This window comes from Candidatus Enterococcus leclercqii (assembly GCF_009933135.1).
GTDB lineage: Bacteria > Bacillota > Bacilli > Lactobacillales > Enterococcaceae > Enterococcus_C > Enterococcus_C leclercqii.
The window spans coordinates 30401-55472 of the sequence record NZ_MAEH01000016.1; the positions used below are offsets into that span (position 1 = coordinate 30401).

The window sequence follows — 25072 nt, forward strand, 5'->3', positions numbered from 1 at the left end:
GCGCCTCCTATTAATGCAAACCATAGGCTACGTCTGCGGTAGCCCACGTTGTCCGATTATCCCATCCGTAAGATACAATAATATCCCCAACTCCACTAGTCACATCATAACCTTGGATATCAAAACTTGCGCTGCTGGTTGTCCCACTAAGTCTGATGCCGCATCTGCACCATTTTGATTGTAGCGGTACCGCCCACGACGGCAACGAAGCAATAACAGTGCCTCGGGTGTTCGCTCCACCAGTAATCTTAAAGTGCAACAACAGATTGCCTGTTGACGTTTCTTCCACGCTCGCAACATCCGACTCATTTTGTAATATGAAAGCGTTTTTTAAAGTCAATACTGCGTGTTTTAGATTGCCACTCCTTGAGTCAGTGGTAATGTAATCAAATCCCATTGCAACCATCTCGTCAAATTTGGTATCTGGCACTGTCCAACACGCAGCAGACAGTCCAGCGTTGTGAATCTTAATGACATTTGTTGCCGTTACGGTTGAATCGTTGTACTTAACGCTGATACTGGCATTTGTCCCTAACGTTTTAGTATCGGCGATGACTTGATCGGTAATGGAGTTGACTAGATATTGAACTGGAACTGCTGGGAGCCGCTTTTTGATTTCCACCAGTGCTTGGCGATCAAAGCTGATGAAGATTGCTACTTGTGTGAGATTGTATTTTGTCAAACTGGTGATGATGGAATCATAGTTTGCGGCACTGTAGTCACCAGCTTTAATCTCGATGATTGGTACTCGTTTATTTTTCTTGCATACAGCTAAAAACTCATCGAAAGTTGGCACTCGCTTTTGTGCATCCGTCAAGGCAGCAAGATTAGTACCAGTATCAATTTTTAGAGCCTTAATCTGTGCTAGTGTTTTACTTGCCACAGTTCCTGTGCCATCAGTGGTGCGATCCACCGTGCTGTCATGCATGCAGATCCAAGTACCATCGCTAGTCACTTGGATATCCGTCTCAATCCCCCAATGACGAGTGACTGCTTCAAATGCCAGGACTGTGTTTTCCGGATAATCTGCATTCGATCCGCGATGAGCGATGTAATTCACTCCCCCGTCTGCTCCTTTAAACACTTGCTTTTCAACGGCTAATGCTGTTTTTTGAGGCGTCATATAGCTAGTATTGGCTAAACCAGCCACAGCATCAGCGTCGGTTGCGATGCCGTAATTCATCACATTTTCTAATCCGACTTGTTTTGCCGTTACACCATGTGGATTTGAATTATTTTCAACGTGGGCATCAAAGTCCGTTTTTGCTGCCTGACGGACATTCTCAACGTTACCTAGACCAACCTGAGAAGCAGTCACTCCATGGGGATTCAGTTTATTTGTCGCATGAGCCTCAAAGTCTACCTTCGAAGCTTGTTCAACGTCCGTCACGTTGGATAAACCAACCTGAGCTTTTGTAACCTTGTGGGGATTCTCTTCGTCAGTAGTATGTTGCTGTAGTCCAGACTCAAGATGGTTCATCCGTTCCGCTGTCACAACTGCTCCGACGTTAATATTTTCTTCTTCACTTAGATTGTCATCATAAGGCACCCAATTTTGCTTTTCATAAGCCATTACACTGACACCTCCTCGTCATCGTCAGTAGATTTTTCCTTATTCAATTGCTTGATTGCCACTCGAAGCGACGCATTTTCAAGTTCAAGAGCAGATAATCTGCTAAGCAACTGGGAAATTACGTCCTCTGATTGAATTTCATATCCTGAATTATTCATGAGTCTCACCCCAAATTCGATTGATTGATTTGTTTGTATCATCGGTCAAAACTAACCGCTCATTTTCATAACCGAGCCGTTTCGCCTTTATCTCCCACACGAACCTTACAAAAGGTTTAGTCGAACAAACTAAAAAAGCATCTGATCTAAAATCAGATACCCAGACTCTCGCATTATCGTACGCCTGCAAGAATACTTCATAAGGAATATCGAGATTTACCACATCGGAAAAAAGTAATTCGATTGGTACCCAGACTTGGCACTGTGAATCAGTTATTCCTCTTCCAATGTCACCAAGGAAGCTTTCAGCGGTCTCATATGCTGGAGTCAGTCGTACACCATCTCTCGTAACATGAGACGCGTTTTTAGTTCCGTATACTCGAAGATCCTTGTCTACATTAACATTTGCTTGAAAAGTTGTCTTAGTACCTGAATAATTCATTCCTGTTTTGCTCAATGTAAGAATTGAACTGGAAGCATTAGAAAGAACTATTTGGCTTGCTGTGATCCCGATAGATCGTATACCCTCTCCACCATTGATGGCTAGATTAAAACTAGCGTTAGTTAGCGAAAATGAATAGTATTTAGACGAATCTGGGTTCCAAGGAGTAAGTATATCTGAGAAATAAATTTCGGAAGTTTTTGCGCTAAGTTTTGGCTTTCGGTAACCATTACTTGGAAGTCCAGTTATACCAACCGAAAAAACTCGTTCGAGTTGCCCAATATCTTCGAAGTAGACATCAAACCCCGTTGATGTGCTTCCAAGTTTCAAATAAATTGAACCACTGGCAAAATCATTTTGTGCATTAGCAAATAAAGAGGCACCAAAAGAGCCATCAGATGTTCGATTCCATTCGATACTTCCATTTTGTAATTTCATTTCATAGCTCGTACCTACTGATGAAATTGTTGACCCTACTATGCGGATTCCTTTGATTGTTCCAGATGAAATGCTATCCGCATTCAAATTAATGATATTCACGTTTGCAGCGTTGAGGGTACCCGTATTGATCGTCCCCGCATCAATTGAAGCAATCATTGCCGCTGTAATAATCGCGTTATCAATTTTTGTTTCATCTGTTAGCCAAATCTTTGCACCGGTAATTTTCAGCCATTCATTGCCATCCATCTCATCACTCAAATTGATAGTTTTGATGATTTCATCAGAAGGGGTAGCGTTGTCGATTTTGTCTTTGATATCTTGATCCATCGCCGTTGACGTCTTTAGCACCCATTCAAATACCCCAAGTGCTACTTGTTGATAAACCCAGATTTCATCGTCTGGCCCATTTTTTTTGAACCATATGTCGCCCTCTTTCGGATATTTCGGCTCTTCATTTCCAGAATAGACATTGTTTTTTCCTGCCGCATCAATTCTATAATCTATCTCGTCTAATTTCTGCTGGAGCGGTCCCCGGAAAGTTGAGACACTTCCAGCATAGGATTTGGTATCTGAGCCGATTGTCGCGACAAGTCCGCCATCAAAAGTTAGTGAATAGTTTAATACAGGAGTTTTGAAGGGCTTTCCTGCTCTGTCAAACATTGTAACCCAGTCACCAGGCTCAAGCGCTGGATTTCCCCGCCATTTCAAACTGATTGGTGGAAAGTTCAATCCTTCCACTTTTTGAAAAACATCCGACAATAACATTTCGGACATAAGATTGTTTTCGATAGAAATCTGGGCCCCTTCGGTTGACCCCACATGCAGCACAACGGTCTCATTTTCTGACTCATTGTTTGTCTGGACAACTTTACAAGATAATCCTTTCAATTGGTACGCTAGCTCATTTTTGACAAGACCTTTCTGATAGTACTCACCAGGCTCAATTGTAAATAGCGGGTCAGCGAGCGTCCGAATAGCAATTCTGCCCAAGCGATCAAAACACGCAAACCCCGCCTCAAATTGGGCAATCAAACCAATCGCCTGCCGGTAAGTGTAACCTATTGGCTCTTCAACTATATAATTGCTCAAATGAGAAAAGGAGACAGGATCAATAACTGATCCTGTCATATTTGCTATCTCTAAAGCAACTTCAGCAATTTTTGTAGGATAAGACAATTTTGATTCATACATACCTTCAAGGAAGACAAAAGCATCTCTTACCTCGATTGTAGTAAGATTCTCATTTCGGTCCGGATCTACTTTTTCACTAATATAAAATGTACCCAGCGGAACAAATTCGAAACGATCAGGAACATAGCTGATTAGACGCGCGCGATTTACTCGTGCTTTTCCAACCGGAGAAACATCATTGATGTTAGTTGGTAGACCACTTCCGGGTATTTTAATCCCAATTTCAATCTTGACCTCATCAAGTTCTTGTAGATCTTCAACTATTTCCGGAATAACAATTTTCGCTGTAGCGGATTGAGTTGACCCAATTTGAAAGTTCTCCCCACCCAGAACACCAGTAGAATACTCAATGCTCTTAATTTGGTTGTTTTCAAAAATCTTGTCTTTAATTTGGATTCGTGCATATACTTCGCGGTTCAACCCCTTAAAAGAATCGTGAAATTCTTTTGATACAGTTAGCATTTTTTCACCTACCTCTTAGCGTTCAATAAATGAGACAGTCAATCCATTCCACATACTCGCTTCAAATTTTGGATGCCAGGAGTATACAGGAATTGATCTATCTCCACAGTAAAAAGTTTTGGTGATTAATTTCCCTTCTTGCGGATCCATGTAGCGCACAGTAAAAAAGGAAGGATCAATCAAACGTAAAATCAAAGAGACCTCCGATGTATTTAGAGGTCCCCATACAATATCAAGTTTTGTCTTTTTACCAAGAACGTCTCTGACCATATCTCCGTTTGCATTTCTACCGGTGGAACTGCTGTCCAAGGTTTGGATGCCAACAACCATTTCTTTTGGTATTTTTACTTTGCTGCCAGCAATTAGAAATTCCATATAACTCCTCCTATAGATTAAGTTCCACTGTACCGATCTGTTCATGGTATTTGTTGATTTCTTTAACAGCAATTCGACCAAATTCTTTGCCACCAATATTGATGATGATATCGCCATTTGGCGCTTGCGTTGGTGTTGCTCCCATAGCAGAGATAGCATTCATCAACGTGGTTACCATCGCTGATGTGAAGTCTTGCATCCCGCCGCCTTGGTAGTTCATTTGGTCGTTATTGCTGAAGGTACTATTCGATGGTGCAAAGCTTGGCTCTTGGAAAATTTCCGGCAAGGTCAAAGCCGAACCAAACATATCCAAGCCAAGATACTCAATGGCTTGTTGGATTAATTCAGCCGCCCTTTGTGGTTTCTCAAGAGGAATGACCATTTCTTTCTTATTGCCTTCACCCATTCGGTAGAGCCCGTCTTGTGTCACGAGGCCACCATTCTCATACCCCATTTGCCAAGTTCGACGACCCAACGCCTGTGCTCGAGCTTGAGAGTTGCCGACAAACACGTCAATTCGATTTCGGCCTTTAATAGCACCGCCGACATCTACCGCATGGAATCGCTGGCCGTTTAATGTTAGATAGCTTCCTAACTGGTGATATCTTGGATCTACCGCAATATCCCCCATCTTCAGATAACTACCTAACGCATTAAGCGGGCCGCCTTCCATTGCATTGTTTTCATTAGTGTAAAACGAGACATACGCAGGATTGGAGATTGCACCTTTCCATGCCATCGCTCGATCGACAATATCACCACCGCCGCCTAGCGAGGAGCCACTGCTTTGAGGTACAGTTTGCCCATATGTTAAAGGATCGTGAGCGGTGCCACCGAATGGACCAGAACCGCCTGTCCGTAGTTCATAATGGACGTGCGGACCAGTCGAGTTGCCTGTGTTCCCGACGAGCCCTAGCAGAGATCCTCGTTGAACGTTTTGTCCTGCGGAAACAGCAATGCTATGCATATGTCCATAAAGAGTCCGAACACCATTTGCCACTTCTACAGCCACCAGATTACCAAGCCCCGTTCCAGAGCTTCTCGCGTAGGACACACGGCCAGGATATTGCGCGGGAATTTGTGTCCCAGTTGGCGCAGCGTAGTCGAGACCGTAATGCATCGTTTTTCCAAACAAGTAACCTCGATTTCCAAAACCAGAAGTAAACGAGTATGGTGGTTGTGAAAAGTGAGGAGCAAAGGCTCCCGCTCCAAATGACGAACCGGCTGCAGCTTTGGCGGCCTCTTCTTCTTGATGTTTTTTAAATCCAGCATCAAATTTTGATTTGACCCACCCAAGGGCACCGTCTGCCAGTTTTCCAACCGTGCCTTGCGCCATAGACAAAGCAGGTTCAATTGCACCTGATAGATTCGTAAATTTGGAGATAGCCGCGTTCAATAGTTTCCCAGGATTGGAGGCATACGACCAAATATCAGAAGCTATTTCTTTGACCCCGTCCCATTTTTCTTTGAACCAGTTTCCTATACCACCGGCATAAGCAGGAGCACCAAACATATCAGCTGTTTTAGGACCGCTCAAAACTGAAGTTCCTTTTGGCAAATTCACCATTAAATTTCGTTGAGAAGGGAAAATGCCTGTATGCCCGTCAGGGGTATGATAAGCTTCCTGGTAATTACCACCTAGTCCGTCATTGACTAAAGCCAATCCACCCGGATGGTAATTTGTACCTCTTGCATATGTTGGAATTTCCCACTTAGCAAGTTTCGATCCGCCGGCGCCTACTTTGTCCAATACCCAGTTAATTCCACCAATTACTCCGTTCACGCCTTTTCCAATCACGCTGGTCATACCATTAAAGATTTTACCCGCACCTTTTTTGACGGCCTCGACTCCCCCACTCAAGCCTTTACCAATTTTACTGCCGAGTCCAGAGGCCCAATCGCCAATTTTTCCAAAAACTGATGAGGCGGTAGTTTTCATTGTTTCAAAAGATTTGCCCATCTCTGTTTTTAGATTGGAGAAGGCGATTGATGCATTCTTCTTAGCCGATTCAGCTTTTGTTGAAATTTTCTCTCCAACATTGTCCCAAACTTCTTTGGTATTTTTCTTTACATCTGCCCATTTTTGAGAAACACTGGTCCAAATTTCCCCAGCTTTTGTAGTCACCTTATCCTTGGCACCATTCCAAGTCTTTGACGTCCAATCAGTGACTTTCCCCCATGCTTCAGAGGTGGCCTTCTTGATATCGTCCCATTTCTCACCGATCCACTTTCCAAGTTTCCCAGCAACTTCTTTGATCTTATCCCAGTTTTTCCAAAGAAGAACTCCGGCAGCGATAGCTAAACCAATCCCCACAACAAGAGGCCCGCCAAGCATCGTGACTAACGCACCTAAGCCAAATTTTACAAGGGCAAATGCACCGGCAAAGGATTTCACCATAGAAAGAGCTTTTATTACGCCTGTCACAATTCCAACTACCCCTGAAAGCCCATTTAGTACTGCCAATACGCTTACAAACGTGCCAATGGTTAGTACAAAGTTAGAAACTGTTTCACTATGCTCACTAATCCAGTCGCCAATGTCGGATAGTACATCGCCTAAGCCTTTGAGAACATCAACAATAATGCCGCCTGTCCATTCTGCAATTGGCTGCAAAAAATTATCCCATAACCATTTGAATGCTGGATTCAGGCCTTCAATCACCCCGTTGAGCAAGTCAATTGCGCCACTCAACAAATCTAGAAATGCAGGAATGATATTCTCGATTGTAAATTTTGCCAAAGGAAGCAAAACATTCTCATAAAACCAAGCTAACCCGCTGCCAATATTCTCGGTCAATGGCTTAATAGATTTAAGCAATTTGTCAATTGACTTTAGTAGCGGCGTAAAGTTTAATTTCTTGCCCCATTCTTCGGTGGCTCCGGCCATCTCATTAATCTTTTCTAAAAGGCCGTCCACAATTTCCAAGATAGTAGTGAAGATGGATTCGCCAACGCCACCGGCTTTCCACGCTTTCGTGAATTGCTCCGTAATATTGGTGATTGTGTTGTTCCATTCGGTCAGGATTTCAAGGATATGCCCGAGGATTGACTCACCTAAGCCATTGTCATTCCATGCCCCGCGAAACGCCTCGGCCACTTCATGTAGTAGCTCTAAAATGGCATTCCACTTGTCGAAGTATGACTGGATTAGTTTAGTTCCCCGGCCATTGTCTTCCCAAGCACGTTTAAAGGCGCCAGCTATATCACCAATGATATTCAGAACATCAGCCAACAGGATTAGGAGATTTTCAATAAATTTCTGACCGGTGCCGTTCGTCCAGACATCCATAAACGACTTGCCAATAGCAGCCGCCAAACCGATAACTTCACCTAGCGCATACTTCCAGGCGTCGATGACTTTCCGGCCTTGACTCTTCCAAGCATCTTGGAATGGTTTGAAAAAGTCCTTCAAAAGTTTTTGAATGTCAGTCATCCACTTAGGCGTCGTGTAGGTTCCAGTTGCACTACCGAAATCAATACCTGGCGCTTTATTATCCAGGCTGGTGTCTTTATCAGAATCATCATTATCCAGGTTAAGTTTGTTGATCTGGTCAAATCCCATTAACGATTTTTGGAGTTTTTTGACCTTTTCCTTCGCTTTATCCGCTGATGATCCTGTCTCATTCATCGCTTGGACATTATCATACAAACCACTTGCGCCGGCTTTGGCTGCCTCGTAGTTCGTACCGAAGATCCCCGCAATGAACGATGCAAACTGACCTGTTAGTTGTGCCAAACCAGCCATCAGCGCATTGATTGCTGGCATGATTGCAGTGTAAATCGGGTAGAACGCGGTCAACAGGTTTACCTTAATTTGATTTAGTGAAGCGGCAAATTGATCATTCGTTTTCATTGCAGAGAATAATCCGCCTGCAAGCGCACGAATCGCGCCACCCAATAATTGATACACGATTAATGATGGCAATAATTGTCGCATCGATTGAACCATCGTATTGTTGCTTCGGCTCATTCGATTGTTTCCGGCTGTTACTTTGTTGGAGCTGCTGGAAAATAGACTTCCAAACTTTCCAACATACCCAAGAGAGCTCTTCAGCCCGTTTCCGATTCCTCCAAAGCCATGAGAAATGGCGTTGGACATTCGGTTGAAGACGCCACCGTACTTAGATACGGCTCTCTCAGATTGTTTCAAGCCAGAGCCGGTTTGAGCGGCACCATTGGCGGCTGAACCCGTCTGAATAGAGGATTGGCTCATGGTGTTGTTAATACGTGCCAGAGCTTTTCGCAGGCTATTTGCTCTATCCTCTGTTTGAGCATACTCCTGTTGCAGACGGTCATTATCACTAATCAGCTTGACCATTTTTGTGGATTGCTTCTGGATTTCGGCTGAAGTTTTCAGTGACTGCGGAGTATCCTCATACCCCTTGAATCCACCACTGAAACTACCGACTGGGGTACGTTGATCAGCGTATTCAGCTTTCAGCGTCTTGATCCGTTTGCGCATGGATTCAATTTGCCCCTCGTTTTGAGCCATGGATTTCGTAATGGTATCCAAAGAAGATGGGACCGTATCAAACTCACGCTTGATGGTATTTGCCATCCCTTTTGCTTGATCTTTAAATTTAGACATCTGTGCCTGGGCACGGGCAATCTGTTCGTCGTATTTCACGACTTTTCCAGTATCGCCGGCAGAAGATGCGGATTGACGCTGTGATTTCAAATAAGCAACTTTTTCTTGAGCCGCTTTCGCCTGCCCCATTTTAGCGTTGATCTCGTTGACCATCGCATCAATTTCTTTGGTAGCCTTTGGCCGTGCTTTTCGGACGCCAGAAGCAAAATTACTCCCAACATTATCGCCAGATACTTTAGACGTTTTCTCAAGATTAGCCATCGTCTTTTCGAAATGTTGGTTCATTTTTTCCAGCTGTTTCGTAAAGTTAGTGGCACCTTTGTCGATATCCAGATTCTTTTCAGTTTTACCCATCGTACGGCCGGAAATCTGTTCGAATCGACTCATCATGCTTTCAATTTGTGGCAAAACTCGCTCAATCGATGCTTGTACTCGTTCCGTATTAACATCCAAGAGGACTTCAAGAGTTTCCAATTCCATATTTCTCACCTACCTTTCTTCTAATACTTTTCTCCGTTCACGAGTTGCTTTGATGGCTTCTGCTTGAGCCAGAAAAATTTCTTGTTCCCGAGACATCGCTTCCCGTTTCAACTGTTCTTCCGTCTTTGCTTCCTCTACCGCATCCTTGATCTGATTTAGAAATGGATAAGCCTCCTCAAATTTTGGAAACTTTTTCGGATCGTTGAAGGCAAAAACTGCAAGCCGTTGTTGGGAGTAATCAAACATGGCCCGTTCCCGCAACTCGTTTTCTTTATTTTTTTTATTCGCTGCCACCTGAATCATGATTTCCTCAAGGGTCATCTGCCAATATTCAGTGGCCGGTATACCTGCCTCGACAGCTTGAGGATACATGTGCTCCAGGAGCTCGGACAGAGTATCAAAGTTTACAGAAGGCTGCCCGCTTCTGGCTCTTGATCCAAAGATTCCCCACCGGTCACTTCGCTGTCCGCTTTTTTCTCGCCGAAAAAACCAGACTCGTCCAAGAATTCATTAATATCCCCGAAGAGATCCATCGTTGTGTGGCCCTCGTCAATGTATTTTTCAAAGGCATCCATAATTACTTTGTCGGTCACACCGCTAGTTTTGTTCGCCCCCTGAAGAACAATCAGCAGACTATTAGCCGGCGGCAACTTCACTTCGCCTTGCTTTTTAATAAACAGCCCCATAATCCCTTCGTCTAGTCGTTTTTCGATATTGATGATTGATTTTCCATCCAATCGCAGTTGTAAAGTCAACCCACCAAATGGAAATTCCTTTGTGTTGGGCATTTGTACCACGTTGTTTTTTGCTGCCATGTAAAATTCCTCCTAATTGATAAAAAATAGAGACCAGGATTTCCCCGGTCTCGATGATCTGTTGATTAGCCTTCTGATGGTGGTGTTGGTGCAGTAGATGGTGTGATATCTGGCCCATCGCTAACAACCACGCCCAAGTTAAAACCAATCGCTTGGTTGACTTCTGCACCGTCAAATTTGTAGTACGGTTCCCCGGTAAATTCGGCTTTCATGCCGTCTGGGAAAGTAATCGTCCAGTCAACGGATTTATTTGTCTCAACCAAGGCGTGAATGTCACGGAAGTTATCGCCTTGATAAATAATGGCGAATTCCATATTGTCCACATCCTGAATTCCTTTGATATAAGCTTTCTTTTCTGAGCCCAAGTGAGTGACATCCACTTTCTCTGGATCAGAACCCAATGCGGGAATCGATTTAACCGCAGCAACCGGCTTACTCGTAGAACCGTCCTTGTAAGTCAGTACCGTTCCTTTTGATAATAGACCTGCAAAATCCATAGTTTAATTCCTCCTATTTCTGGTAAACATATTTCGTGACATTATCAACGACTGCCGATACCTCAATAACAACTCGTTTAAGGTCGGCAGTATTTGCATCTTTGGCGGTGCCCGTAAAACCAATCGTTCCAAAGGTTTCTAGCACTTGTGTAGCTATGGCAGTAAGGCTGCCTGTTCCGTATAGCTCAACGGTAATCGTCCACTGAGTTTGCAACTCTTCCCCTAAAGCATCTATCTGATACGGCTTGTTAACTGTCCGATAGATTGCTGTGGGAAAAGTCGTCCAGTTTGACGGGTAATCCGTAGCAACTTTTTTGATCTCGGGAACCGACTTTAGGACTTCAACTGTCACAGATTTCATGTTGATAGTTTCCATCTATTTCAGCTCCTTCAGTCGTTTTTGGACGTGTTCTTTGTAGATATCTGGTGCTTGCTCCACGATTTCCTTCAAGGAAGGATATAAAGCTGGACGTGCCGGCTGACCGCGGGTTAGGAAGAAGTCTTTCCCTTGGATTGTAATCCGAGGAATACCGTAAATAGCTTCTAAATCTATCTCAACTTCGTCAACCGGAATAAACCATGCAGAAGTTGAGTAGACAGGAGTAATCCCTTCTGGCAGATCTTTCTGACTTGCCTGACCAACTGGCCCCGTACCAAACTCGCGATACATGGCTTGCTCTTTGTCAGACCAGATACGCGCAACAATTTTCCCTTGAGCGTTGATCACTACTTCATTTTTATAGCTTCCGGACAATTCACCACTGCCGTATTTCACGCTGGAATCGATACGAAGTTCTGTTGCTTGCTTGATTAACTCAGTAATTTCAAACGTTGCATCCCACATCGCATCTTCAAGGATTTTCGGCGTAGCCTTCAGCTTTCGACGCAAGCTGTCCAGTCCCTTAATCTCAACTCCCATCAGAAACACCTCGCTTTTTCAACGTGATATTCAGATGAGTAGAAAAAGGTTGAATAGCCACAACTTCATAGTCTGGATCCTTGTCCTTTGAAACGTACATACAAATGCCGTCCTTTTCGTTCTGCCCGGCTTTTAGCTGGTATCCTTGATACTTGCATGTCTTGACGTAAGGAAGGCTCTCACCATAAATCTGAGCCATTACTTGACCACCAGCCGATTGAACATTCATTTGCAATTCTTTGGGGTCCTCCGAGTAGGTGATTACATCATTCCCCTCATCGTCAGAAGTAACTTTTCGATGTTTCAACCAAACCGTTTGAAGCTCACGCTTTCTTAGGCGCATAACGCTTGACCACCTTCCCAACACGATAACGCCGCAAACCAGATTGAATATCTGGAGGGATATCGATAATGAAAGTTTGAGAAATGCCACCTTCACTACGAGAAGCCTCCCCCTCATTTCCTTCACGATTCCATGTAATCACAGCTAATTGGCGAGCATAATAATAGAGTTGTTCTGGAATATCTTCAGAATCCCTCCCGGTAAAATCGAGGACGAGGATTAAAGCATCCTCGATTAGACCTTTTAGCTTAGCTTTCTCATTCTCGTCACTAACGCCTAAGCGGATTGCTAAGGAATCAGTCATTTCTTTCAGCTTTTCCTCATCCATCAATTAGACCTCCTTACTCTCCGCCAGTGCCGCCAGGAACCGTCACGGATGGCACATAGAGTTTGTGCTTAAACTGAACGATCCGAACATTTTTAGGCTCATATACCCGTTCCCAATTCGTCCCCAAGGCCAACTCTGCATTTGTCGGTGAAGAACCCGCAACAGACTTGCTGGTGAATTTAACACCACGCGGGTGAAGCAAGAAGTGTTGTCGATTGACAAGAATATCATCCCCAGCCAACGAATCCCGGTCTGTCTCAGTCGGCACGGGAGCTGCACCATTCCCCAGTCCAATTGCTCCGGCACCGAAGATGTAAGACGTGAATACACCACCATCTACCGGCATACCGTCGTCCACAATAACCCGTTTGCCCATATAGGTTGGAATCTTGGTATTGTCAGAAGCCAACAAGAATTCAATCAAGTTCTGTTTCCGAAGGTTGGCATACACAGAAGAATGAACACCGATTGCTGTCAGTTTTTCTTCTGCATCCCCCAGTTTATACGAAGCATCAATGAAGGTTTCACCAGTGAAGGCAGCAGCATTTCCAGTTTCGGCAGAAATATCCAGGCTGTTGCTCGCCATTTTAGTAGCCGCTGAACCAAATACGCCTTTTAGTGTAGACAGCAACGTAACCTGCTGACGACGTGCCCAGTAAGCTGCCACCAGATCACCGATCGCGCGCATTGGATCGTCCCCAGACAAAGCCTTGGCCAAGTCATTGGTTTTCCATGCTTTTCCGCGCATCAACAGTGCTGCAATGTCTTGTCCGGCATCAATTTTATCTGTTTCCAGCGGGGTGCTGTCCGATAGCACTTCATCGTCACCAGCCAGATCATGCCAAAACGGCATATTGATTAATTTCCCGCCCGCCGTGGCCAATTTATCCAATTCTGGATCAGCCACCACAATTCCTGATTGATACAAGGCAGATAATTCTGCAGTTCTTTCGATGACGTAGCTGTTAAAAACCTCAGGTACAATTACGTCACTAATTAAAGTTTTCGCCATTTACTATTCCCTCATTTCTTATTTTTGGCTTGTTGCTTCAATAACTTCGCACGTTCCGGGTCTTCTGTTAAAATCCGTCCTTGCTCAGTCAAATTGAAAGATTCTTTAGACCAAGGATTGTTACCAGCAGCAGATTGACCATTTCCTAAAGGTTGATCAGCCGAATTGGCTAGACGTTTGTTAACCTCAGTTTGCACAGCCTCATCAAATGAACCAGTAGCCTTCGCAAAGGCATCTTTTACCTTTTGATAGGAATCGTTACACGCATCTGCATCAGAAAAATTCAATAAATCAGTCAGTTCAGCAGGTAGATTATCTTCAGTCAGTTGGACAGTAACTTGAGCTCGTAATTCACGAGCAGTGATATCAGCCTCCCGTTTCGAAAGAGCATCTTCTCGCTGTTGACGCTCATACTCAGATTTTTGATCTTCATTCATCTGTGCTAGTTTCTCAGCCTCGGTCTTTGCCTGTTGAATTTCCTCGTCTTTTTTCTGAACAATGGCTTCGGTAGCTTTCTTTACCTCTGCAGCGATAATTCCAGCCATTTCAGCACGGGTGAATTTTCTTTCTGGCGGATCCTGTTGTTGATTTTCATCATCAGCACCAGTCTCTTGTTCGTCGTCTTGTTCAGCAAAAAACTGCAAATTCATTGGCAATTTAAATAAGTCTTTCATAGTATTTCCTCCGGCGATTACGTCGCTACTCGAATCTCGTTTAACGCCCGGCGGCTAGACAGGTCCTCTTTAACGCCTGGAACAAGAAAAAAGGCATAATAAAAAGCCTAGTGGATGCTAGACTTTAATACACTCATTTGATTCTTTCGTGTAGGTATCAACATAAATCTCACCTTTGTCACCGTTGTGGGTCACTTCATATAGCGGTGCGCCTTTAATACTGGCGCTCAAAATGGCTTTATTGTTTTGTAGAGTTTTGCATGACCAAACTATAAATACATCAAAATGAGGTACCGCTCCGCTAGGATCAGCAATAGCTTCCTCAATTTTATTTCGTACGATTCCCTTGCACTTTGCAATAAATAATTCGTTATCCATTATTCTCCAACCTCTCTCAACGCATAGCCTGCTGTGCTGGTGTTGTTAAATACTGCCTGACGAGTTACACCTGTTGCTTTCCCTGTATATGAAAAAGAGAATCCGGTAGTTGTTGGTCTAAAATTTGTTACATCATTAAAGTGATAGGTTTGTCCGTTATTTGTGAATACAATCAATTCCATTTTGCAAAATCCTCTCTTTTGATAAATAGTTTTTTCTTTATACTTCCATTTCTGAAATAAGCTGCGATTTAGCTACTTCCATCATACCAATGGCATTCAGAGAAGTACTCTGAGTGTAAAAGGTCGAGATGATTCCATCAGGATTGACGCCCACAACAACAATGCTGTCTGCGTCTTCGAAAAATTCTTTGGATTTATCCATGAACTCTTGATTTGTCACCCCGCGCTCTTTTTTCTGCTTAATCAGGTTAAAATCATCCATTCTACTTCCTCTTTCCTAAATGACCTTCCACTGACACAGTAATAATCAACTTTTCATTCATCACTTCTGGGATGTCAATTTCAGACATTGCTTTCTGAATTGCATCTGCTTTGGAACAACAGGTCACGAAAGTGAAATCCTTCCAATGATTCCAAGCATGGCTAAAAGTTACTTTAAATACGTTCATAGGATATCTCCTTTCTGTCGGGCGGTTTTTTGACGGGTAGCACGAAAAGACCGACTACTTCTCGTAAGGTCGTCGGTTGCCAAGGATTATTCTGTTTTAGCATAGATAGTTTCTCCTTTGGTATAATCTTCTTATCGGCTAGTGGTCAGTCGAAAAACTGATAAGGGGGTGAAAAAATATGGAAAAGGACTTCCAGGAGTTTATAAAACAACTTGATCCAGAGTATCTAGATTTTATTTCGCAAAAGATTACAAACGACTTTGCGAAATCTAACGGATATCCTCCAGGGGCAATTCCTCAAAAGGATTTTGTTAGTTTTACAAACTATTCTTCAAGAATTACAACATTATTGCTATTAGACAAATACCATGAATGGTTAAATAGTTAAGTTTGTGCGAGGAAACTTTGACGGATCATTTTTGGATAAAACTTCCTTAGCAGTTACTTCAAAAGTCATCTCGTCAATACTACTAGGGTTATGAATAATCTTTACTAACCGTTGCTCTAAGTTGCTCCCGACAACTTGGAGCAACTTTGCTATTTCTTCTGGTGATCCATTAATTTTGATTTCCATTGGAGACCTCCTTAATTTTGAGTACAAAAATAGCACTCAATCGCAAACCTGCGACTGGGTGCTATATCAGCAACGTAAAATTTAATTCATCAAAAACATCATTCATTGACTTTCCATCAAAAATTTTTTCATCAAGAGCACCTGACCAATCATCTGAATGTCCGATAGCTATTTGATTGTTAGGACTTTTTAAAATGACGTATCCGTTATCGGGATTATCAGGATCATCATTGTTGTAGCCTATATAATAATGCTGTCCTTTATAATAGAATTCAATGTCTCCGTGAATTTCCAAGCTGAAAAGTACATCATCTCGTAAACTCATTTTGGTCCCCTCCAATCATCAACTATTCTTTCTGCAAGTGACCGACTACGTTCCTTCTCTCGAATGACTTTCTTTTGCCTGTCCCGCTCATATGATGACCATTCATGAACGTGAGGGACTTCTCGGTGTTCTTTTGGATTTCCATGATCTGAGTAATCAATATCTTTCTTTGGCTTGCCCGTTTTGCCATAATAGCGGCGGCGCTCCAATTTTCCTCCATCAAAGAAATCTTTTACCGAATTAGGGTTAGACTCAAAAGGCAGCTTTCGAACATCGTTAGTTTTAACAAGCGATTCATAATCACTAAAAGCACTTTTCATGGTCTTTACGTCCTGATAGGTACTCTTCAGTTGCTGCCATTCATCACCATCATTATACTTGATTTCCTGAAATTCATCCAATGACGGCGGTGCGTATTCCTTGCCAATCACACTGCGATAATGCCGATACTGCTCATTGTCTTTCGACCGATTGAGGATCATTTCCTTATGCTTGGCGATCTCTTCGTCTGAATACGACTCACGGAGCTTGTTGATCCAGTCCTCGTAAGTAGCCCGCTGTGGTAAATCAAACGTCTTCCCGCTTATTGGATCATTGGCAATTCTCATTCCTTCTAACGTTCGTTTGCCAAAATCAGCGATTGCGATTGTCCGGCACCACGGATGGAACGGTGGGTAGTTTCCTTCTGCTCCGTTGACCACGGCTTCAGATACCTTGTACCGCTTGTTCTCTTTTGATTTTGACTGACAAATGCTAGAAGTGCGAAAGTCTAAAACGACCACTAACCGGTAATGCTCAACCCCATTATCAATCCAAGATTTCAACTTTGCTTGGTTCGCCATATAGTTGGCTTCCGTTCGGATTAACCGACGAGCTACACCAACAGAAGTATCAAACTCTTTAACAATGGCCTTAACCATATCCTGCTGACTCATGCCGGTGAGGGCTTCGACAGTAAAAAGCTCCTCTAAGCGTTTGGCTAGCTTTTCTGTGTCGTTCCAGATTCGCTTGGAGTAATTCGACCCGTGCCAATGGCTTTCCAAGATATTTCTGGTCTCTTTGGTGGAAAGCTGTTTGAACTCACTCCGGGCACTTTCCCAGTCTGACTGATTCCATATTTCAAGCTGAACGCCTTTAGCCTCCAGGCGTTGGATAGCCACATTGGCTTGCTCACGCTGGTAGACTTTCTGAATGGCATCCACAAAATAGCCAGTAGATTCACTCAGTTGAACGTCAGCAATTTGACGGGCAACAAGGTGAGCTTTAGCCTTCAAGTCTTCTGCACGAGTGATGCGGTGTTTCATCGCTAGAGCATCCAGCCGCTTCTTAGCTGATGCTTGAATGTTCGGATCACTGATATCCTTCGCTAATCGCTGAAGCTCGACCAGCTGTTCAACCGGCACAGTTTCATTCAACAGCGTTTTGAGTTCGGCTTCCTCGTAGCCTGTCTTCGCTTGAGCCCGTTTGAAAAGCTTCTTGGCTTTCTGGGTCAGATACTCTTGGGCTTGGCGATAGGCTGAGACAATTGTCTTTTCTACCTGCTTTGCACCGTCGTTAATGGCTTTCTCGTCTTCAAGAGCCCGGCGCTGCCAGTAAGATAGCTTGTTACTCTTCTTTGCCATCTACCTCACCTACTTAGCAGAACCAGTGAAAACCCCAATAGTGAACTGAAGTGCTTGTTGTTCATTGAACCCATTTGTAACACACTCATCAAACAAGAATTTTCCTTGTTTAGCTAGAATGCTCAACCCTTTTTGCGTTTCAAAAAAAGCAGCTTCTAGTGTTTGATTATTCTCGTTCATTTTCATCAGTTCTTCTAACTGTTTTTGATTCATCTTCATCCTCCTCGTCAGGTTCTTCATCCAAATCACTGTGGCTATCATCAGCCTGAGAACCCATGGCCCTTTGCTGAAGAGCTATAGCTTCCTCTTTTTCGAGATTTAGTTGTTCTAGCACTTCATCCACATCTGATATGTCCGGCAGCCAGGTCAACAGGAAGCGCAAAGGTAAAATACCAGCATTGTAGGCAGATACAATTTGATTGATAGTATCTGAAGTATTAACTGGCAGATTTGGCTTCAGCCTAATCTCTACCCCAGTCACATCAACTTCTGGACCTTTGAGGTTTTGAACGGTGGCAAAAATCTCCAGCCGTTGCCGTAGCCCTTTAATCATGTACCTAGACTTAACAGACATCAGCTGAAGGAGTCCAAATAATTTATACTTCATAGCTTCTCCCGACACATTTCCGGCAAAGTTTTCGTCGTTCATGTTCGGCACATAGGTTACTTTGTGGAAGTCATCCAGAATCGCGTCTCGAAGCATAGAGACGTTGCTTTCGTTCATTTCCTTGGTCAAATAGCTAGCCGACGTTTCTGAAGGAAGACCAGGCACCTGGAGCATACGATCCTCCATCAGTGCTTCACCGTCTTTATCATCCAACATGAATCCTTGAATGAAGAGAATAGCATCTACAAAAGCTTCCTTATCATTCAACCGGTCTGACTGGAGAAGGTTATAGGCATCAATCAAGCTGATAGCCTGTTCGAAGTCTCCCTGTTTCTCCTCGTTATTTCGATACTCGATTACTGGGACACGGCCAAAGTAATGCGGTAGAGCCTTAACAAATGTGTATCCACTCTGCCCTTCTGTGTCAGATTTAAAGGTGATAATTCGGTTGTCGTTGTAATACTTGTACAAATAATGGTCGATGCCACCTTCCAAATCGTAGACAGGTTGGACGTGTACCGCAAAGAGTGGATTCTTGTCGATGGTGTCATCTGTCACGAGAAAAATTCCTCGCGGGTCAATGCAGCGGACATCGGTTTCGGTTTCCGCCTCAGATACTTTTCGTAAATATATCAATTCGTACCCAACACCAAAAGTCGATAGATCCTTTTCGAGTTCCGTATCATGGCTGACGATATCAATTCGATCGTACTCATCCAAAATAGCAGAAATGTCGTTTCCTTCCGAAGCACTGTAGGCAATTGGATTGCCCACCATAAAACCCACATTCATATCTACCACGTATTTTGCATGATTAATAAGGAGCCTATTATTCGGTGCTGAATCATCCTCTTTGATTCGGTTCAGGATTTCTTGCTTGCCGTCGTAATAATTCGATAGCTTTTCAAGCCGAGCCTTATTGTTCAGATGTTGCTCCATACAGTAATTTAGCAGTTCCGTTGATGGGTTATTTAGATCACCAGCGATCTCTCGATTAATTGCAATTGCCATGTTCTCACCTCTCTTATAGTCCTCTGATTTTCTTGCGGACCACTGCTTTTTTAGATTTATTCAGGATAGTAAACACGAAATAACGCAAAGCATCCATGGCGTGGTCATTCGTTTTTACAGGCTTGTCCTCACCACGATCAGCAGCCTTTTTGTCCCACGTGTAGCTACTAAACTCTTTCAATGTATTCACGCAATCCACATGAATCTTGATTTTTTCCTCGTTCAGCATGGTGCCTACAAGCCGGATTCCATCTAGTACATCATTCTTGGCTTTCCGAATACGAAACTTCCGCTCTTCCAATTCGGCAATAAAGGAGGCCGCCGATGGATCCACGATTACTTCTTTGATTCGAATATCTTTAGTAAATTCTACTAGTTCATCAGCAAATTCTTTATCGGTCTTCTGCTTGGCATTGTCACGGCCTGAATAGTAGTATTCTTTAGCGCAGTACCAGATTCCATCTTTGCCCTTTTGCCACAATAAAAAAACGGTTGCGTTTTGCGTACCGTAGTCGATAGAGATATAGGTTTGACCAAAAATAAAATCCACCATTGCATCATAGCAATGCTTGGCTTGGTCAAACATGTCGTAGATAATACCTTCTGCTACCGTCCACAGACCTAAGATATAGCGCTGATAGAAAACTCCTGAATACATGCTGCGATAGCGGGCTTTAATTCGTTCGGAAAGGCTCAGATTATCGTCCATTGTGAAATGGAGATAGACCAGATTCTTCTCAGTCTGCTTATCAATCCAGTTAGTCTTAAACCAATGATACGGACCGTCCGGGTTGCAGTTGAACCACATCTTAGAACCATCCACTGACAAACGGCCTGTCGCTTGATTGACAAAGGATTCTGGCATCAAGGCTACTTCATCGAAAAACATCCCGGCTAGCGTGATCCCCTGGATGAGGTCTTGGGACCGTTCATCCTTCCCACCAAAAATATAGAAATAGTTGGTGACATTGCCACGGGTAACTTCCAATAAATTGTCTGCACGGTGGTCTTTGAACCGATATCCTCGGGCAAACAGCATCAGTTTTAACCAAAAGAGAACATTTCTTCTGAAAGAACCTATTGTCTTGCCTGCCATTCCAAAGTTTTGGTTGGCAAAAGTTGACATGGCCCACATGACATACGACAAGGACATTGAAATAGTCTTTCCGGATCGAATAGCACCATCAGCAATGATACCGTCCTTGTTTCGAACTGCTGACTTTTTAGTCCACCACGTTAAGATTTGTTTCTGTTTTCGGGAAAACTTCTTAAATTTAAAGACAGATACTTTCATTCCTCGGGCCATAGTTCTTCACCCTCCGATTCCAACGCTGCTAGGAAGCCATCGTCTGGAATTTCACCATCTGGTTTATCAATCGTAGCTTTTGCGGTTACTAGCTTGATTTGCGCATCCATCAATTCTAATTTCTTTCGACGAGCATCCTGTTCATCAGCTATTGCTACGAATTGTTTAATTAAATTAGCCAAGGTGGACATGGCACGGGACTGGGCATTCATAAAAGCTGCTTGTTTGTCCCAGGAGTATTGGAACTGTCGAGTTACTTTTGTTTGAACAGCATTTCCAGTTTTTATATCAATTAGTTTCGGATCAACCTCGACTGTCACGATATCTTCCGTTGAGTCAAACTGATCTTGCACATACATAATTTTTTGAGCACGAATGATTGCTGTGTACTGAATCATAATGTTGTTCCAGATTATATCTGCCGGGTCAGACGTGTATAGTTCCTGAATGATCTGCCTTGTATCATCGGGTAACCAGTTAGCGAATAAACCGTGACTAACAGAGTTTTTATTCCTAGGTGGTGCCCCGCCCTGATTACTGGTAGCATTTTGATTTCCAAACATTGAATCGTAACGCTCTTTTTCATTCGGAACGCTCAGTTTCGATACCTCGCTCCATTTATCCTCGGATTTCCATTTTCGGACAGTCGAAGCAGACACGCCTAACTCATCGGCAATATCCTTTAAAGGCTTAGTCTTATTCGATTCTATCCAGATTTTATAAGCTTCATCCCGTAGCGGATTTCGTTTTCGGGCCACATCTTCACCACCTCTTTTCAACTGTGTTGTTTTGTAGACTGCATGAAAAAAGACACCTGCGTGCACAGATGCCTTCTCATACATTATTCGATACTACAATCTTAAAACTTTTTTCTTCTATTGTATATGACAGAACTATGACATATTTATGTCCTGCTTATGACCTAAAATTAGCAATTCGTACATCTTCCAATCCTTGACTATATAGCCGAGTTACATGACGAAAAGAATAATGCTTCGATTCAGCAATCTCATCAAAAGACAAGAGATCAATAAAATACATCTCCAAAACTTCAGCACACCGTTCATCATCCAAAGCATCAAAAGCAAAACAAGCTTCTTGTCTAATCCTATGACTTGATTGAACCAAATTATTAATTCGGGTATTCAATTCTTCTTTTCGAACTAATAATTCATCAAGTGTAAGAGGCTGTCCGCCTCGGGGCATATCAGTAATTTCTTTACTGTTCAGTCCTTCAAGTTTGAAATCCAACTCAGAAAGTTTTTCTTCTAAGCGGTCAATCTTTGCAATGCATCGGCGATACTTTTTCAAATAGTATTTTTTCCTTTTTGTTTCCTCTTTCAAACTACTACCTCCCATTTGACTGCATATACATGTCATCTTGAAAAGAAATAACCGCACTCAATATTCTATTAACCAATGGATGATTGTTGTATTTATTCCCAAGCTCACCTAATGAGTGTACAAGCCAGCTCCAATAATCATCTGAATCAAAAGAACAACGTTGCAAAACTTGATTCGATGCGGCCATCCATTTTTGAAGATCATCAAAGAATGCTTTCCAGTCCATCATGGCTGTAACGCTTTCTCAGGAGTCATTTTATACTTGAAAATTCTACTAGAGATTGTAGGTCTTGGAATTCCTGTTTCCTTTGACCATTGAGCAATATTCTGAGTTTTTCCGTTACAAGTAATTAAGTGATTCGACCTTTGATTGTTCATTTGAACATTATCATTGGCCCAACGGCAGTTAGAAGGTTCGTAATTTCCATTAACGTCGATACGATCTATTGATAATGAATCACCATACCCATTTTCCAATGCCCATTTTCGAAATACCAAATAATCACTAAACCATTCACTACACATTCTAATTCCCCGACCTCCGTAGTTAGGGTATTCCCTCCTATTTTTATTTGTAGTTCTTGTTTTGATACCAGCCCAAATTCGATACAACCGTTCATTACTATATCCATGCTTATAGCTTCTCTTGCTTAATTTTTCCAAGGCTAAGCAACCACAACTCAAAGTATGACCTCGTCGCAAACTATCACCTAACACATTTTTTTCATTTCCACAATCACACTTACATAACCAAATAATATGATTATTTCTATTCCTTCCAGATTCAGCTAATACCGTCAAACGGCCAAATTTTTTCCCAGTTAAATCAATTTTCTTCATATTCAATCCACCTCCATAATTTTGATATATATACCAGGTAGTTTTGAATAAAACTTTTCAACCACCATGCTTACAATTAATTTGTCATCTGACCAAAAGCCTAGATCTGTGCAACAATCTAATAATAATTTTTGCAAATTATCTACATCTGGCTTAGTTGCTTTCCATTCCCCATCCTTATGCTTACCTGACAAGGGGAAACACCACTTGGCAATCAATCGAACAGGTCCAGTGAATTTTTTCTCTGGTGTGTTCGGCCCCAAATGTGCAGTCAACTTAGCTCGCGCTGCTACTAAATCCGGTGGCTCATAAAATATCGGCTTCCCATTTTTGACAGTGATTTGCTTTTGCTGGTGAGTAGTAGTTGGCACCTTAGCCATTGGCATGAAAAATTCAATCATCTATCTAGCCTCCTTAGGCTTAATGCCGTTTCGTTCCATTTCCCGACTGATTTCCTCTTCAATTTGGCGAAGGACCGTCTTTTCTCGATGGACATCTTTCGGATCAGCATTGGGACGTTGAATATAATATTGGAGAGCATGTTTGATAATTTGTTTTCTGGTATATGGTGACATAAAATCAACTCCTTTAAATTAGTGATTTCTATTTTTCTTTTCGTTCTGCCTCCTTGCCGATGAAAAAGCCAAGCATCAATGTCATTATCCAAAATACAAATCCAACGATGATTTTGATAATCATTTCAATCCTCCTAGTTGTCTAATTTGGTGGTTAGCGGACTAATTATATAAATCAATCTCGGCACCATTTTCAACCTCAAAAAGCGAGATAGTTGCACCGTAATTTGCCTCTGTTAAAAAGATTTCTGTTTCTTCGTTTATCTCTACTTCCCAATCAGGATAGTTCTCCTTCCGAATTTCACCCATTTTTTCAATAGCTTTCTGTTTATCATCAAAGCGCCACACTCTCAAAACTGTGTATGCAGGCATATCTTCAAAAACTAAATATGTTTTCATGATATTTCTCCTTCCAAGTCAGTTAATTCCGTCAATGACGGTATTTTATTGGTGGTTAGTGGACTAAACTATTTCACTGCTTATTCCGAGGACAACATATCCACCCTTTTGCTGATAGTCCGTTATAAACGTAATTCTAGTTTTGAATGAGTCACCTGTGTAAACACTATTTTCGTCGATTTCTTCTAACATGATAATATCTCCGACTTTAAAGTTGCGGTCATTTTTCCTAATTTCAAAACGTTTTTTACCTTGAATTACAGGCTCAAAAAATTCCTGCCTAATTTTTAGTTTGTGTTCCATTGCATTTTCTTCCTTCCGTTAATTCCGTCTTTTAAGGCTCTTTGTAAGTTTTGTACCAATAACTTTGTTTAAAGAATTATTTTCTGCAAAGAAGCCTTTTAGTGCTGGATTCTTTTTCATGATAGCCTGATTTCTAGTTGTCTCGTTTTTGAGTAAAGTCGATAAATATTTTGCTTCTTTTTCTGTTAAATCTATCATGTCGTTACTCCTTTAAATCCGTCATTAGTAGACTGGTCTCTTTTCACATGGTTCATTAAAATTCTCTGCGTTCGTTTCCCAAAATTCATTGACAGCTTTCTCATATTGTTCAGTATTATAAGAATAGTCTTCGCTATCTTTTGGCAGATGAATTAAATTGTTATTGTAATAAATGGCGGCAGAAAGCTTATTGTATAATGGTTCATGGTCAAGCCACGACTTACCAATTTCCATAATTGTGACTGTTGGTCCCGTACTTAATCCACTCAGAACTCTAATCTTTTGAGACATCATTTGTAATTCCCATGCTCTAATTTTTTCAGCTTTTGTGGCCACTGATTTTTCCTCCTAGTTGGTAATATCTGTCTTTGGTGGATTAACCATAGTTAGCTAAAATATTCAGCAGATGCATCCAAAACTCCTGCAATTCCGGGAAATGGTTGTTTAACCAGAAAAGAATTTTCCGAAGCACCTCAATCGTCTCCTGATTCATCCGCTTCCTCCCTCACATCAACGTGAACTTTCCAGCCACACTTGCACCAGCGATCAAAAGTAAAGTCATCAATAATGAGTCCACCTTCACCATTTCCAATGAAGCTATTCCCACATTCGGGACATTTGATATATTTTTCGTTCAGTTCAATGCATTTTGACATTAACA

At 42.4% G+C, this 25072-nt stretch carries 34 protein-coding genes; 1 reads left to right on the top strand and 33 read right to left on the bottom strand.

The window, feature by feature from the left end:
• Positions 1–10: 10 nt before the first annotated feature.
• The 17 genes from BAU14_RS10510 to BAU14_RS10590 all read right to left on the bottom strand — a co-directional run bounded on the left by BAU14_RS10510 (position 11) and on the right by BAU14_RS10590 (position 15307).
• Entirely contained in the window at positions 11–1573 is a 1563-nt protein-coding gene (locus BAU14_RS10510; RefSeq protein ID WP_161900066.1) for a glycerophosphodiester phosphodiesterase family protein, read from the bottom strand.
• Positions 1574–1723: 150 nt separating this feature from the next.
• Positions 1724–4267 carry a gp58-like family protein gene (locus BAU14_RS10515; protein WP_161900067.1) on the bottom strand — a complete coding sequence of 848 codons (2544 nt, stop codon included), beginning with the start codon at positions 4265–4267 and terminating at the stop codon, positions 1724–1726.
• A gap of 15 nt (positions 4268–4282) precedes the next feature.
• Positions 4283–4642: a DUF6711 family protein gene (locus tag BAU14_RS10520; protein WP_161900068.1), complete on the bottom strand. Its 360-nt coding sequence runs from the start codon at positions 4640–4642 to the stop codon at positions 4283–4285.
• Positions 4643–4652: 10 nt separating this feature from the next.
• Complete coding sequence (locus BAU14_RS10525; protein WP_161900214.1) at positions 4653–9710, bottom strand: peptidoglycan DD-metalloendopeptidase family protein; 5058 nt, start codon at positions 9708–9710, stop codon at positions 4653–4655.
• A gap of 9 nt (positions 9711–9719) precedes the next feature.
• Positions 9720–10082 carry a hypothetical protein gene (locus BAU14_RS10530; RefSeq protein WP_161900069.1) on the bottom strand — a complete coding sequence of 121 codons (363 nt, stop codon included), beginning with the start codon at positions 10080–10082 and terminating at the stop codon, positions 9720–9722.
• 32 nt (positions 10083–10114) lie between these two features.
• A complete protein-coding gene (locus tag BAU14_RS10535) occupies positions 10115–10525 on the bottom strand; it encodes a DUF6096 family protein (RefSeq protein WP_161900070.1) in 411 nt (136 codons plus the stop codon).
• A gap of 65 nt (positions 10526–10590) precedes the next feature.
• Entirely contained in the window at positions 10591–11022 is a 432-nt protein-coding gene (locus BAU14_RS10540; RefSeq protein ID WP_161900071.1) for a phage tail protein, read from the bottom strand.
• A 13-nt stretch (positions 11023–11035) separates the two neighbouring features.
• Positions 11036–11398, bottom strand: a complete 363-nt coding sequence (locus tag BAU14_RS10545) for a hypothetical protein (RefSeq protein WP_161900072.1) — start codon at positions 11396–11398, stop codon at positions 11036–11038.
• Positions 11399–11941: an HK97 gp10 family phage protein gene (locus BAU14_RS10550; RefSeq protein WP_161900073.1), complete on the bottom strand. Its 543-nt coding sequence runs from the start codon at positions 11939–11941 to the stop codon at positions 11399–11401.
• Positions 11931–12284: a hypothetical protein gene (locus tag BAU14_RS10555; RefSeq protein ID WP_161900074.1), complete on the bottom strand. Its 354-nt coding sequence runs from the start codon at positions 12282–12284 to the stop codon at positions 11931–11933. The genes BAU14_RS10550 and BAU14_RS10555 overlap by 11 nt, the downstream gene beginning before the upstream one ends.
• A complete protein-coding gene (locus BAU14_RS10560) occupies positions 12265–12612 on the bottom strand; it encodes a phage head-tail connector protein (RefSeq protein WP_161900075.1) in 348 nt (115 codons plus the stop codon). Before BAU14_RS10560 ends, BAU14_RS10555 begins: the two co-directional genes overlap by 20 nt.
• A gap of 13 nt (positions 12613–12625) precedes the next feature.
• The gene (locus BAU14_RS10565) at positions 12626–13624 is read right to left on the bottom strand and encodes a major capsid protein (RefSeq protein ID WP_161900076.1); all 999 of its coding nucleotides are present in this window, start codon (positions 13622–13624) and stop codon (positions 12626–12628) included.
• Between the two features lie 11 nt (positions 13625–13635).
• A complete protein-coding gene (locus tag BAU14_RS10570; RefSeq protein ID WP_161900077.1) occupies positions 13636–14298 on the bottom strand; it encodes a DUF4355 domain-containing protein in 663 nt (220 codons plus the stop codon).
• Positions 14299–14415: 117 nt separating this feature from the next.
• Positions 14416–14676, bottom strand: coding sequence for a DUF6275 family protein (locus BAU14_RS10575; protein ID WP_161900078.1), 261 nt, complete (start codon positions 14674–14676; stop codon positions 14416–14418).
• Complete coding sequence (locus BAU14_RS10580; RefSeq protein ID WP_161900079.1) at positions 14676–14858, bottom strand: hypothetical protein; 183 nt, start codon at positions 14856–14858, stop codon at positions 14676–14678. Before BAU14_RS10580 ends, BAU14_RS10575 begins: the two co-directional genes overlap by 1 nt.
• Positions 14859–14895: 37 nt before the next feature.
• Entirely contained in the window at positions 14896–15120 is a 225-nt protein-coding gene (locus BAU14_RS10585) for a hypothetical protein (RefSeq protein ID WP_161900080.1), read from the bottom strand.
• A gap of 1 nt (position 15121) precedes the next feature.
• Positions 15122–15307 (bottom strand): hypothetical protein, encoded by a 186-nt coding sequence (locus BAU14_RS10590; RefSeq protein WP_161900081.1) that lies wholly within the window; start codon positions 15305–15307, stop codon positions 15122–15124.
• 178 nt (positions 15308–15485) lie between these two features.
• Here BAU14_RS10590 and BAU14_RS10595 point away from each other — a divergent pair, with 178 nt between their 5' ends.
• Complete coding sequence (locus BAU14_RS10595) at positions 15486–15695, top strand: hypothetical protein (RefSeq protein ID WP_161900082.1); 210 nt, start codon at positions 15486–15488, stop codon at positions 15693–15695.
• Here BAU14_RS10595 and BAU14_RS10600 read toward each other — a convergent pair.
• The 16 genes from BAU14_RS10600 to BAU14_RS10665 form a co-directional block, all read right to left on the bottom strand.
• On the bottom strand, positions 15684–15881 hold the full coding sequence (locus BAU14_RS10600) for a hypothetical protein (protein WP_161900083.1): 198 nt from the start codon (positions 15879–15881) through the stop codon (positions 15684–15686). The two genes, BAU14_RS10595 and BAU14_RS10600, sit on opposite strands and share 12 nt — an antisense overlap.
• A gap of 61 nt (positions 15882–15942) precedes the next feature.
• A complete protein-coding gene (locus tag BAU14_RS10605; protein ID WP_161900084.1) occupies positions 15943–16206 on the bottom strand; it encodes a hypothetical protein in 264 nt (87 codons plus the stop codon).
• Entirely contained in the window at positions 16203–17828 is a 1626-nt protein-coding gene (locus BAU14_RS10610; RefSeq protein WP_161900085.1) for a minor capsid protein, read from the bottom strand. Before BAU14_RS10610 ends, BAU14_RS10605 begins: the two co-directional genes overlap by 4 nt.
• Before the next feature lie 9 nt (positions 17829–17837).
• Positions 17838–18041, bottom strand: a complete 204-nt coding sequence (locus BAU14_RS14260; protein WP_202622220.1) for a hypothetical protein — start codon at positions 18039–18041, stop codon at positions 17838–17840.
• Positions 17995–19446: a phage portal protein gene (locus tag BAU14_RS10615; RefSeq protein ID WP_161900086.1), complete on the bottom strand. Its 1452-nt coding sequence runs from the start codon at positions 19444–19446 to the stop codon at positions 17995–17997. The genes BAU14_RS14260 and BAU14_RS10615 overlap by 47 nt, the downstream gene beginning before the upstream one ends.
• A 13-nt stretch (positions 19447–19459) precedes the next feature.
• Positions 19460–20752 carry a PBSX family phage terminase large subunit gene (locus tag BAU14_RS10620; RefSeq protein WP_161900087.1) on the bottom strand — a complete coding sequence of 431 codons (1293 nt, stop codon included), beginning with the start codon at positions 20750–20752 and terminating at the stop codon, positions 19460–19462.
• Entirely contained in the window at positions 20737–21510 is a 774-nt protein-coding gene (terS, locus tag BAU14_RS10625; RefSeq protein WP_161900215.1) for a phage terminase small subunit, read from the bottom strand. Before terS ends, BAU14_RS10620 begins: the two co-directional genes overlap by 16 nt.
• A 157-nt stretch (positions 21511–21667) precedes the next feature.
• Complete coding sequence (locus BAU14_RS10630; RefSeq protein WP_161900088.1) at positions 21668–22096, bottom strand: hypothetical protein; 429 nt, start codon at positions 22094–22096, stop codon at positions 21668–21670.
• A gap of 225 nt (positions 22097–22321) precedes the next feature.
• The gene (locus BAU14_RS10635) at positions 22322–22936 is read right to left on the bottom strand and encodes a hypothetical protein (protein ID WP_161900089.1); all 615 of its coding nucleotides are present in this window, start codon (positions 22934–22936) and stop codon (positions 22322–22324) included.
• Between the two features lie 2 nt (positions 22937–22938).
• Positions 22939–23337 (bottom strand): RusA family crossover junction endodeoxyribonuclease, encoded by a 399-nt coding sequence (locus tag BAU14_RS10640; protein ID WP_161900090.1) that lies wholly within the window; start codon positions 23335–23337, stop codon positions 22939–22941.
• Positions 23338–23511, bottom strand: a complete 174-nt coding sequence (locus tag BAU14_RS14265) for a hypothetical protein (protein WP_202622211.1) — start codon at positions 23509–23511, stop codon at positions 23338–23340.
• 162 nt (positions 23512–23673) lie between these two features.
• Positions 23674–23910: a hypothetical protein gene (locus tag BAU14_RS10645; RefSeq protein ID WP_161900091.1), complete on the bottom strand. Its 237-nt coding sequence runs from the start codon at positions 23908–23910 to the stop codon at positions 23674–23676.
• Positions 23911–23973: 63 nt separating this feature from the next.
• Positions 23974–24213 carry a DUF3850 domain-containing protein gene (locus tag BAU14_RS10650; RefSeq protein ID WP_161900092.1) on the bottom strand — a complete coding sequence of 80 codons (240 nt, stop codon included), beginning with the start codon at positions 24211–24213 and terminating at the stop codon, positions 23974–23976.
• Between the two features lie 18 nt (positions 24214–24231).
• Positions 24232–24411, bottom strand: coding sequence for a hypothetical protein (locus BAU14_RS10655; RefSeq protein WP_161900093.1), 180 nt, complete (start codon positions 24409–24411; stop codon positions 24232–24234).
• A gap of 24 nt (positions 24412–24435) precedes the next feature.
• Positions 24436–24747 carry a hypothetical protein gene (locus tag BAU14_RS10660; RefSeq protein WP_161900094.1) on the bottom strand — a complete coding sequence of 104 codons (312 nt, stop codon included), beginning with the start codon at positions 24745–24747 and terminating at the stop codon, positions 24436–24438.
• Between the two features lie 137 nt (positions 24748–24884).
• The gene (locus BAU14_RS10665; RefSeq protein ID WP_237580454.1) at positions 24885–25067 is read right to left on the bottom strand and encodes a DUF3797 domain-containing protein; all 183 of its coding nucleotides are present in this window, start codon (positions 25065–25067) and stop codon (positions 24885–24887) included.
• Positions 25068–25072: the final 5 nt, after the last annotated feature.

Bases quoted from the DNA above. Each gene is read 5' to 3' on its own strand.
- BAU14_RS10510 (WP_161900066.1), bottom strand. From the start codon at position 1,573: ATGGCTTATGAAAAGCAAAATTGGGTGCCTTATGATGACAATCTAAGT.
- BAU14_RS10515 (WP_161900067.1), bottom strand. From the start codon at position 4,267: ATGCTAACTGTATCAAAAGAATTTCACGATTCTTTTAAGGGGTTGAAC.
- BAU14_RS10520 (WP_161900068.1), bottom strand. From the start codon at position 4,642: ATGGAATTTCTAATTGCTGGCAGCAAAGTAAAAATACCAAAAGAAATG.
- BAU14_RS10525 (WP_161900214.1), bottom strand. From the start codon at position 9,710: ATGGAATTGGAAACTCTTGAAGTCCTCTTGGATGTTAATACGGAACGA.
- BAU14_RS10530 (WP_161900069.1), bottom strand. From the start codon at position 10,082: ATGTATCCTCAAGCTGTCGAGGCAGGTATACCGGCCACTGAATATTGG.
- BAU14_RS10535 (WP_161900070.1), bottom strand. From the start codon at position 10,525: ATGGCAGCAAAAAACAACGTGGTACAAATGCCCAACACAAAGGAATTT.
- BAU14_RS10540 (WP_161900071.1), bottom strand. From the start codon at position 11,022: ATGGATTTTGCAGGTCTATTATCAAAAGGAACGGTACTGACTTACAAG.
- BAU14_RS10545 (WP_161900072.1), bottom strand. From the start codon at position 11,398: ATGGAAACTATCAACATGAAATCTGTGACAGTTGAAGTCCTAAAGTCG.
- BAU14_RS10550 (WP_161900073.1), bottom strand. From the start codon at position 11,941: ATGGGAGTTGAGATTAAGGGACTGGACAGCTTGCGTCGAAAGCTGAAG.
- BAU14_RS10555 (WP_161900074.1), bottom strand. From the start codon at position 12,284: ATGCGCCTAAGAAAGCGTGAGCTTCAAACGGTTTGGTTGAAACATCGA.
- BAU14_RS10560 (WP_161900075.1), bottom strand. From the start codon at position 12,612: ATGGATGAGGAAAAGCTGAAAGAAATGACTGATTCCTTAGCAATCCGC.
- BAU14_RS10565 (WP_161900076.1), bottom strand. From the start codon at position 13,624: ATGGCGAAAACTTTAATTAGTGACGTAATTGTACCTGAGGTTTTTAAC.
- BAU14_RS10570 (WP_161900077.1), bottom strand. From the start codon at position 14,298: ATGAAAGACTTATTTAAATTGCCAATGAATTTGCAGTTTTTTGCTGAA.
- BAU14_RS10575 (WP_161900078.1), bottom strand. From the start codon at position 14,676: ATGGATAACGAATTATTTATTGCAAAGTGCAAGGGAATCGTACGAAAT.
- BAU14_RS10580 (WP_161900079.1), bottom strand. From the start codon at position 14,858: ATGGAATTGATTGTATTCACAAATAACGGACAAACCTATCACTTTAAT.
- BAU14_RS10585 (WP_161900080.1), bottom strand. From the start codon at position 15,120: ATGGATGATTTTAACCTGATTAAGCAGAAAAAAGAGCGCGGGGTGACA.
- BAU14_RS10590 (WP_161900081.1), bottom strand. From the start codon at position 15,307: ATGAACGTATTTAAAGTAACTTTTAGCCATGCTTGGAATCATTGGAAG.
- BAU14_RS10595 (WP_161900082.1), top strand. From the start codon at position 15,486: ATGGAAAAGGACTTCCAGGAGTTTATAAAACAACTTGATCCAGAGTAT.
- BAU14_RS10600 (WP_161900083.1), bottom strand. From the start codon at position 15,881: ATGGAAATCAAAATTAATGGATCACCAGAAGAAATAGCAAAGTTGCTC.
- BAU14_RS10605 (WP_161900084.1), bottom strand. From the start codon at position 16,206: ATGAGTTTACGAGATGATGTACTTTTCAGCTTGGAAATTCACGGAGAC.
- BAU14_RS10610 (WP_161900085.1), bottom strand. From the start codon at position 17,828: ATGGCAAAGAAGAGTAACAAGCTATCTTACTGGCAGCGCCGGGCTCTT.
- BAU14_RS14260 (WP_202622220.1), bottom strand. From the start codon at position 18,041: ATGAATCAAAAACAGTTAGAAGAACTGATGAAAATGAACGAGAATAAT.
- BAU14_RS10615 (WP_161900086.1), bottom strand. From the start codon at position 19,446: ATGGCAATTGCAATTAATCGAGAGATCGCTGGTGATCTAAATAACCCA.
- BAU14_RS10620 (WP_161900087.1), bottom strand. From the start codon at position 20,752: ATGGCCCGAGGAATGAAAGTATCTGTCTTTAAATTTAAGAAGTTTTCC.
- BAU14_RS10635 (WP_161900089.1), bottom strand. From the start codon at position 22,936: ATGAAGAAAATTGATTTAACTGGGAAAAAATTTGGCCGTTTGACGGTA.
- BAU14_RS10640 (WP_161900090.1), bottom strand. From the start codon at position 23,337: ATGATTGAATTTTTCATGCCAATGGCTAAGGTGCCAACTACTACTCAC.
- BAU14_RS14265 (WP_202622211.1), bottom strand. From the start codon at position 23,511: ATGTCACCATATACCAGAAAACAAATTATCAAACATGCTCTCCAATAT.
- BAU14_RS10645 (WP_161900091.1), bottom strand. From the start codon at position 23,910: ATGAAAACATATTTAGTTTTTGAAGATATGCCTGCATACACAGTTTTG.
- BAU14_RS10650 (WP_161900092.1), bottom strand. From the start codon at position 24,213: ATGGAACACAAACTAAAAATTAGGCAGGAATTTTTTGAGCCTGTAATT.
- BAU14_RS10655 (WP_161900093.1), bottom strand. From the start codon at position 24,411: ATGATAGATTTAACAGAAAAAGAAGCAAAATATTTATCGACTTTACTC.
- BAU14_RS10665 (WP_237580454.1), bottom strand. From the start codon at position 25,067: ATGTCAAAATGCATTGAACTGAACGAAAAATATATCAAATGTCCCGAA.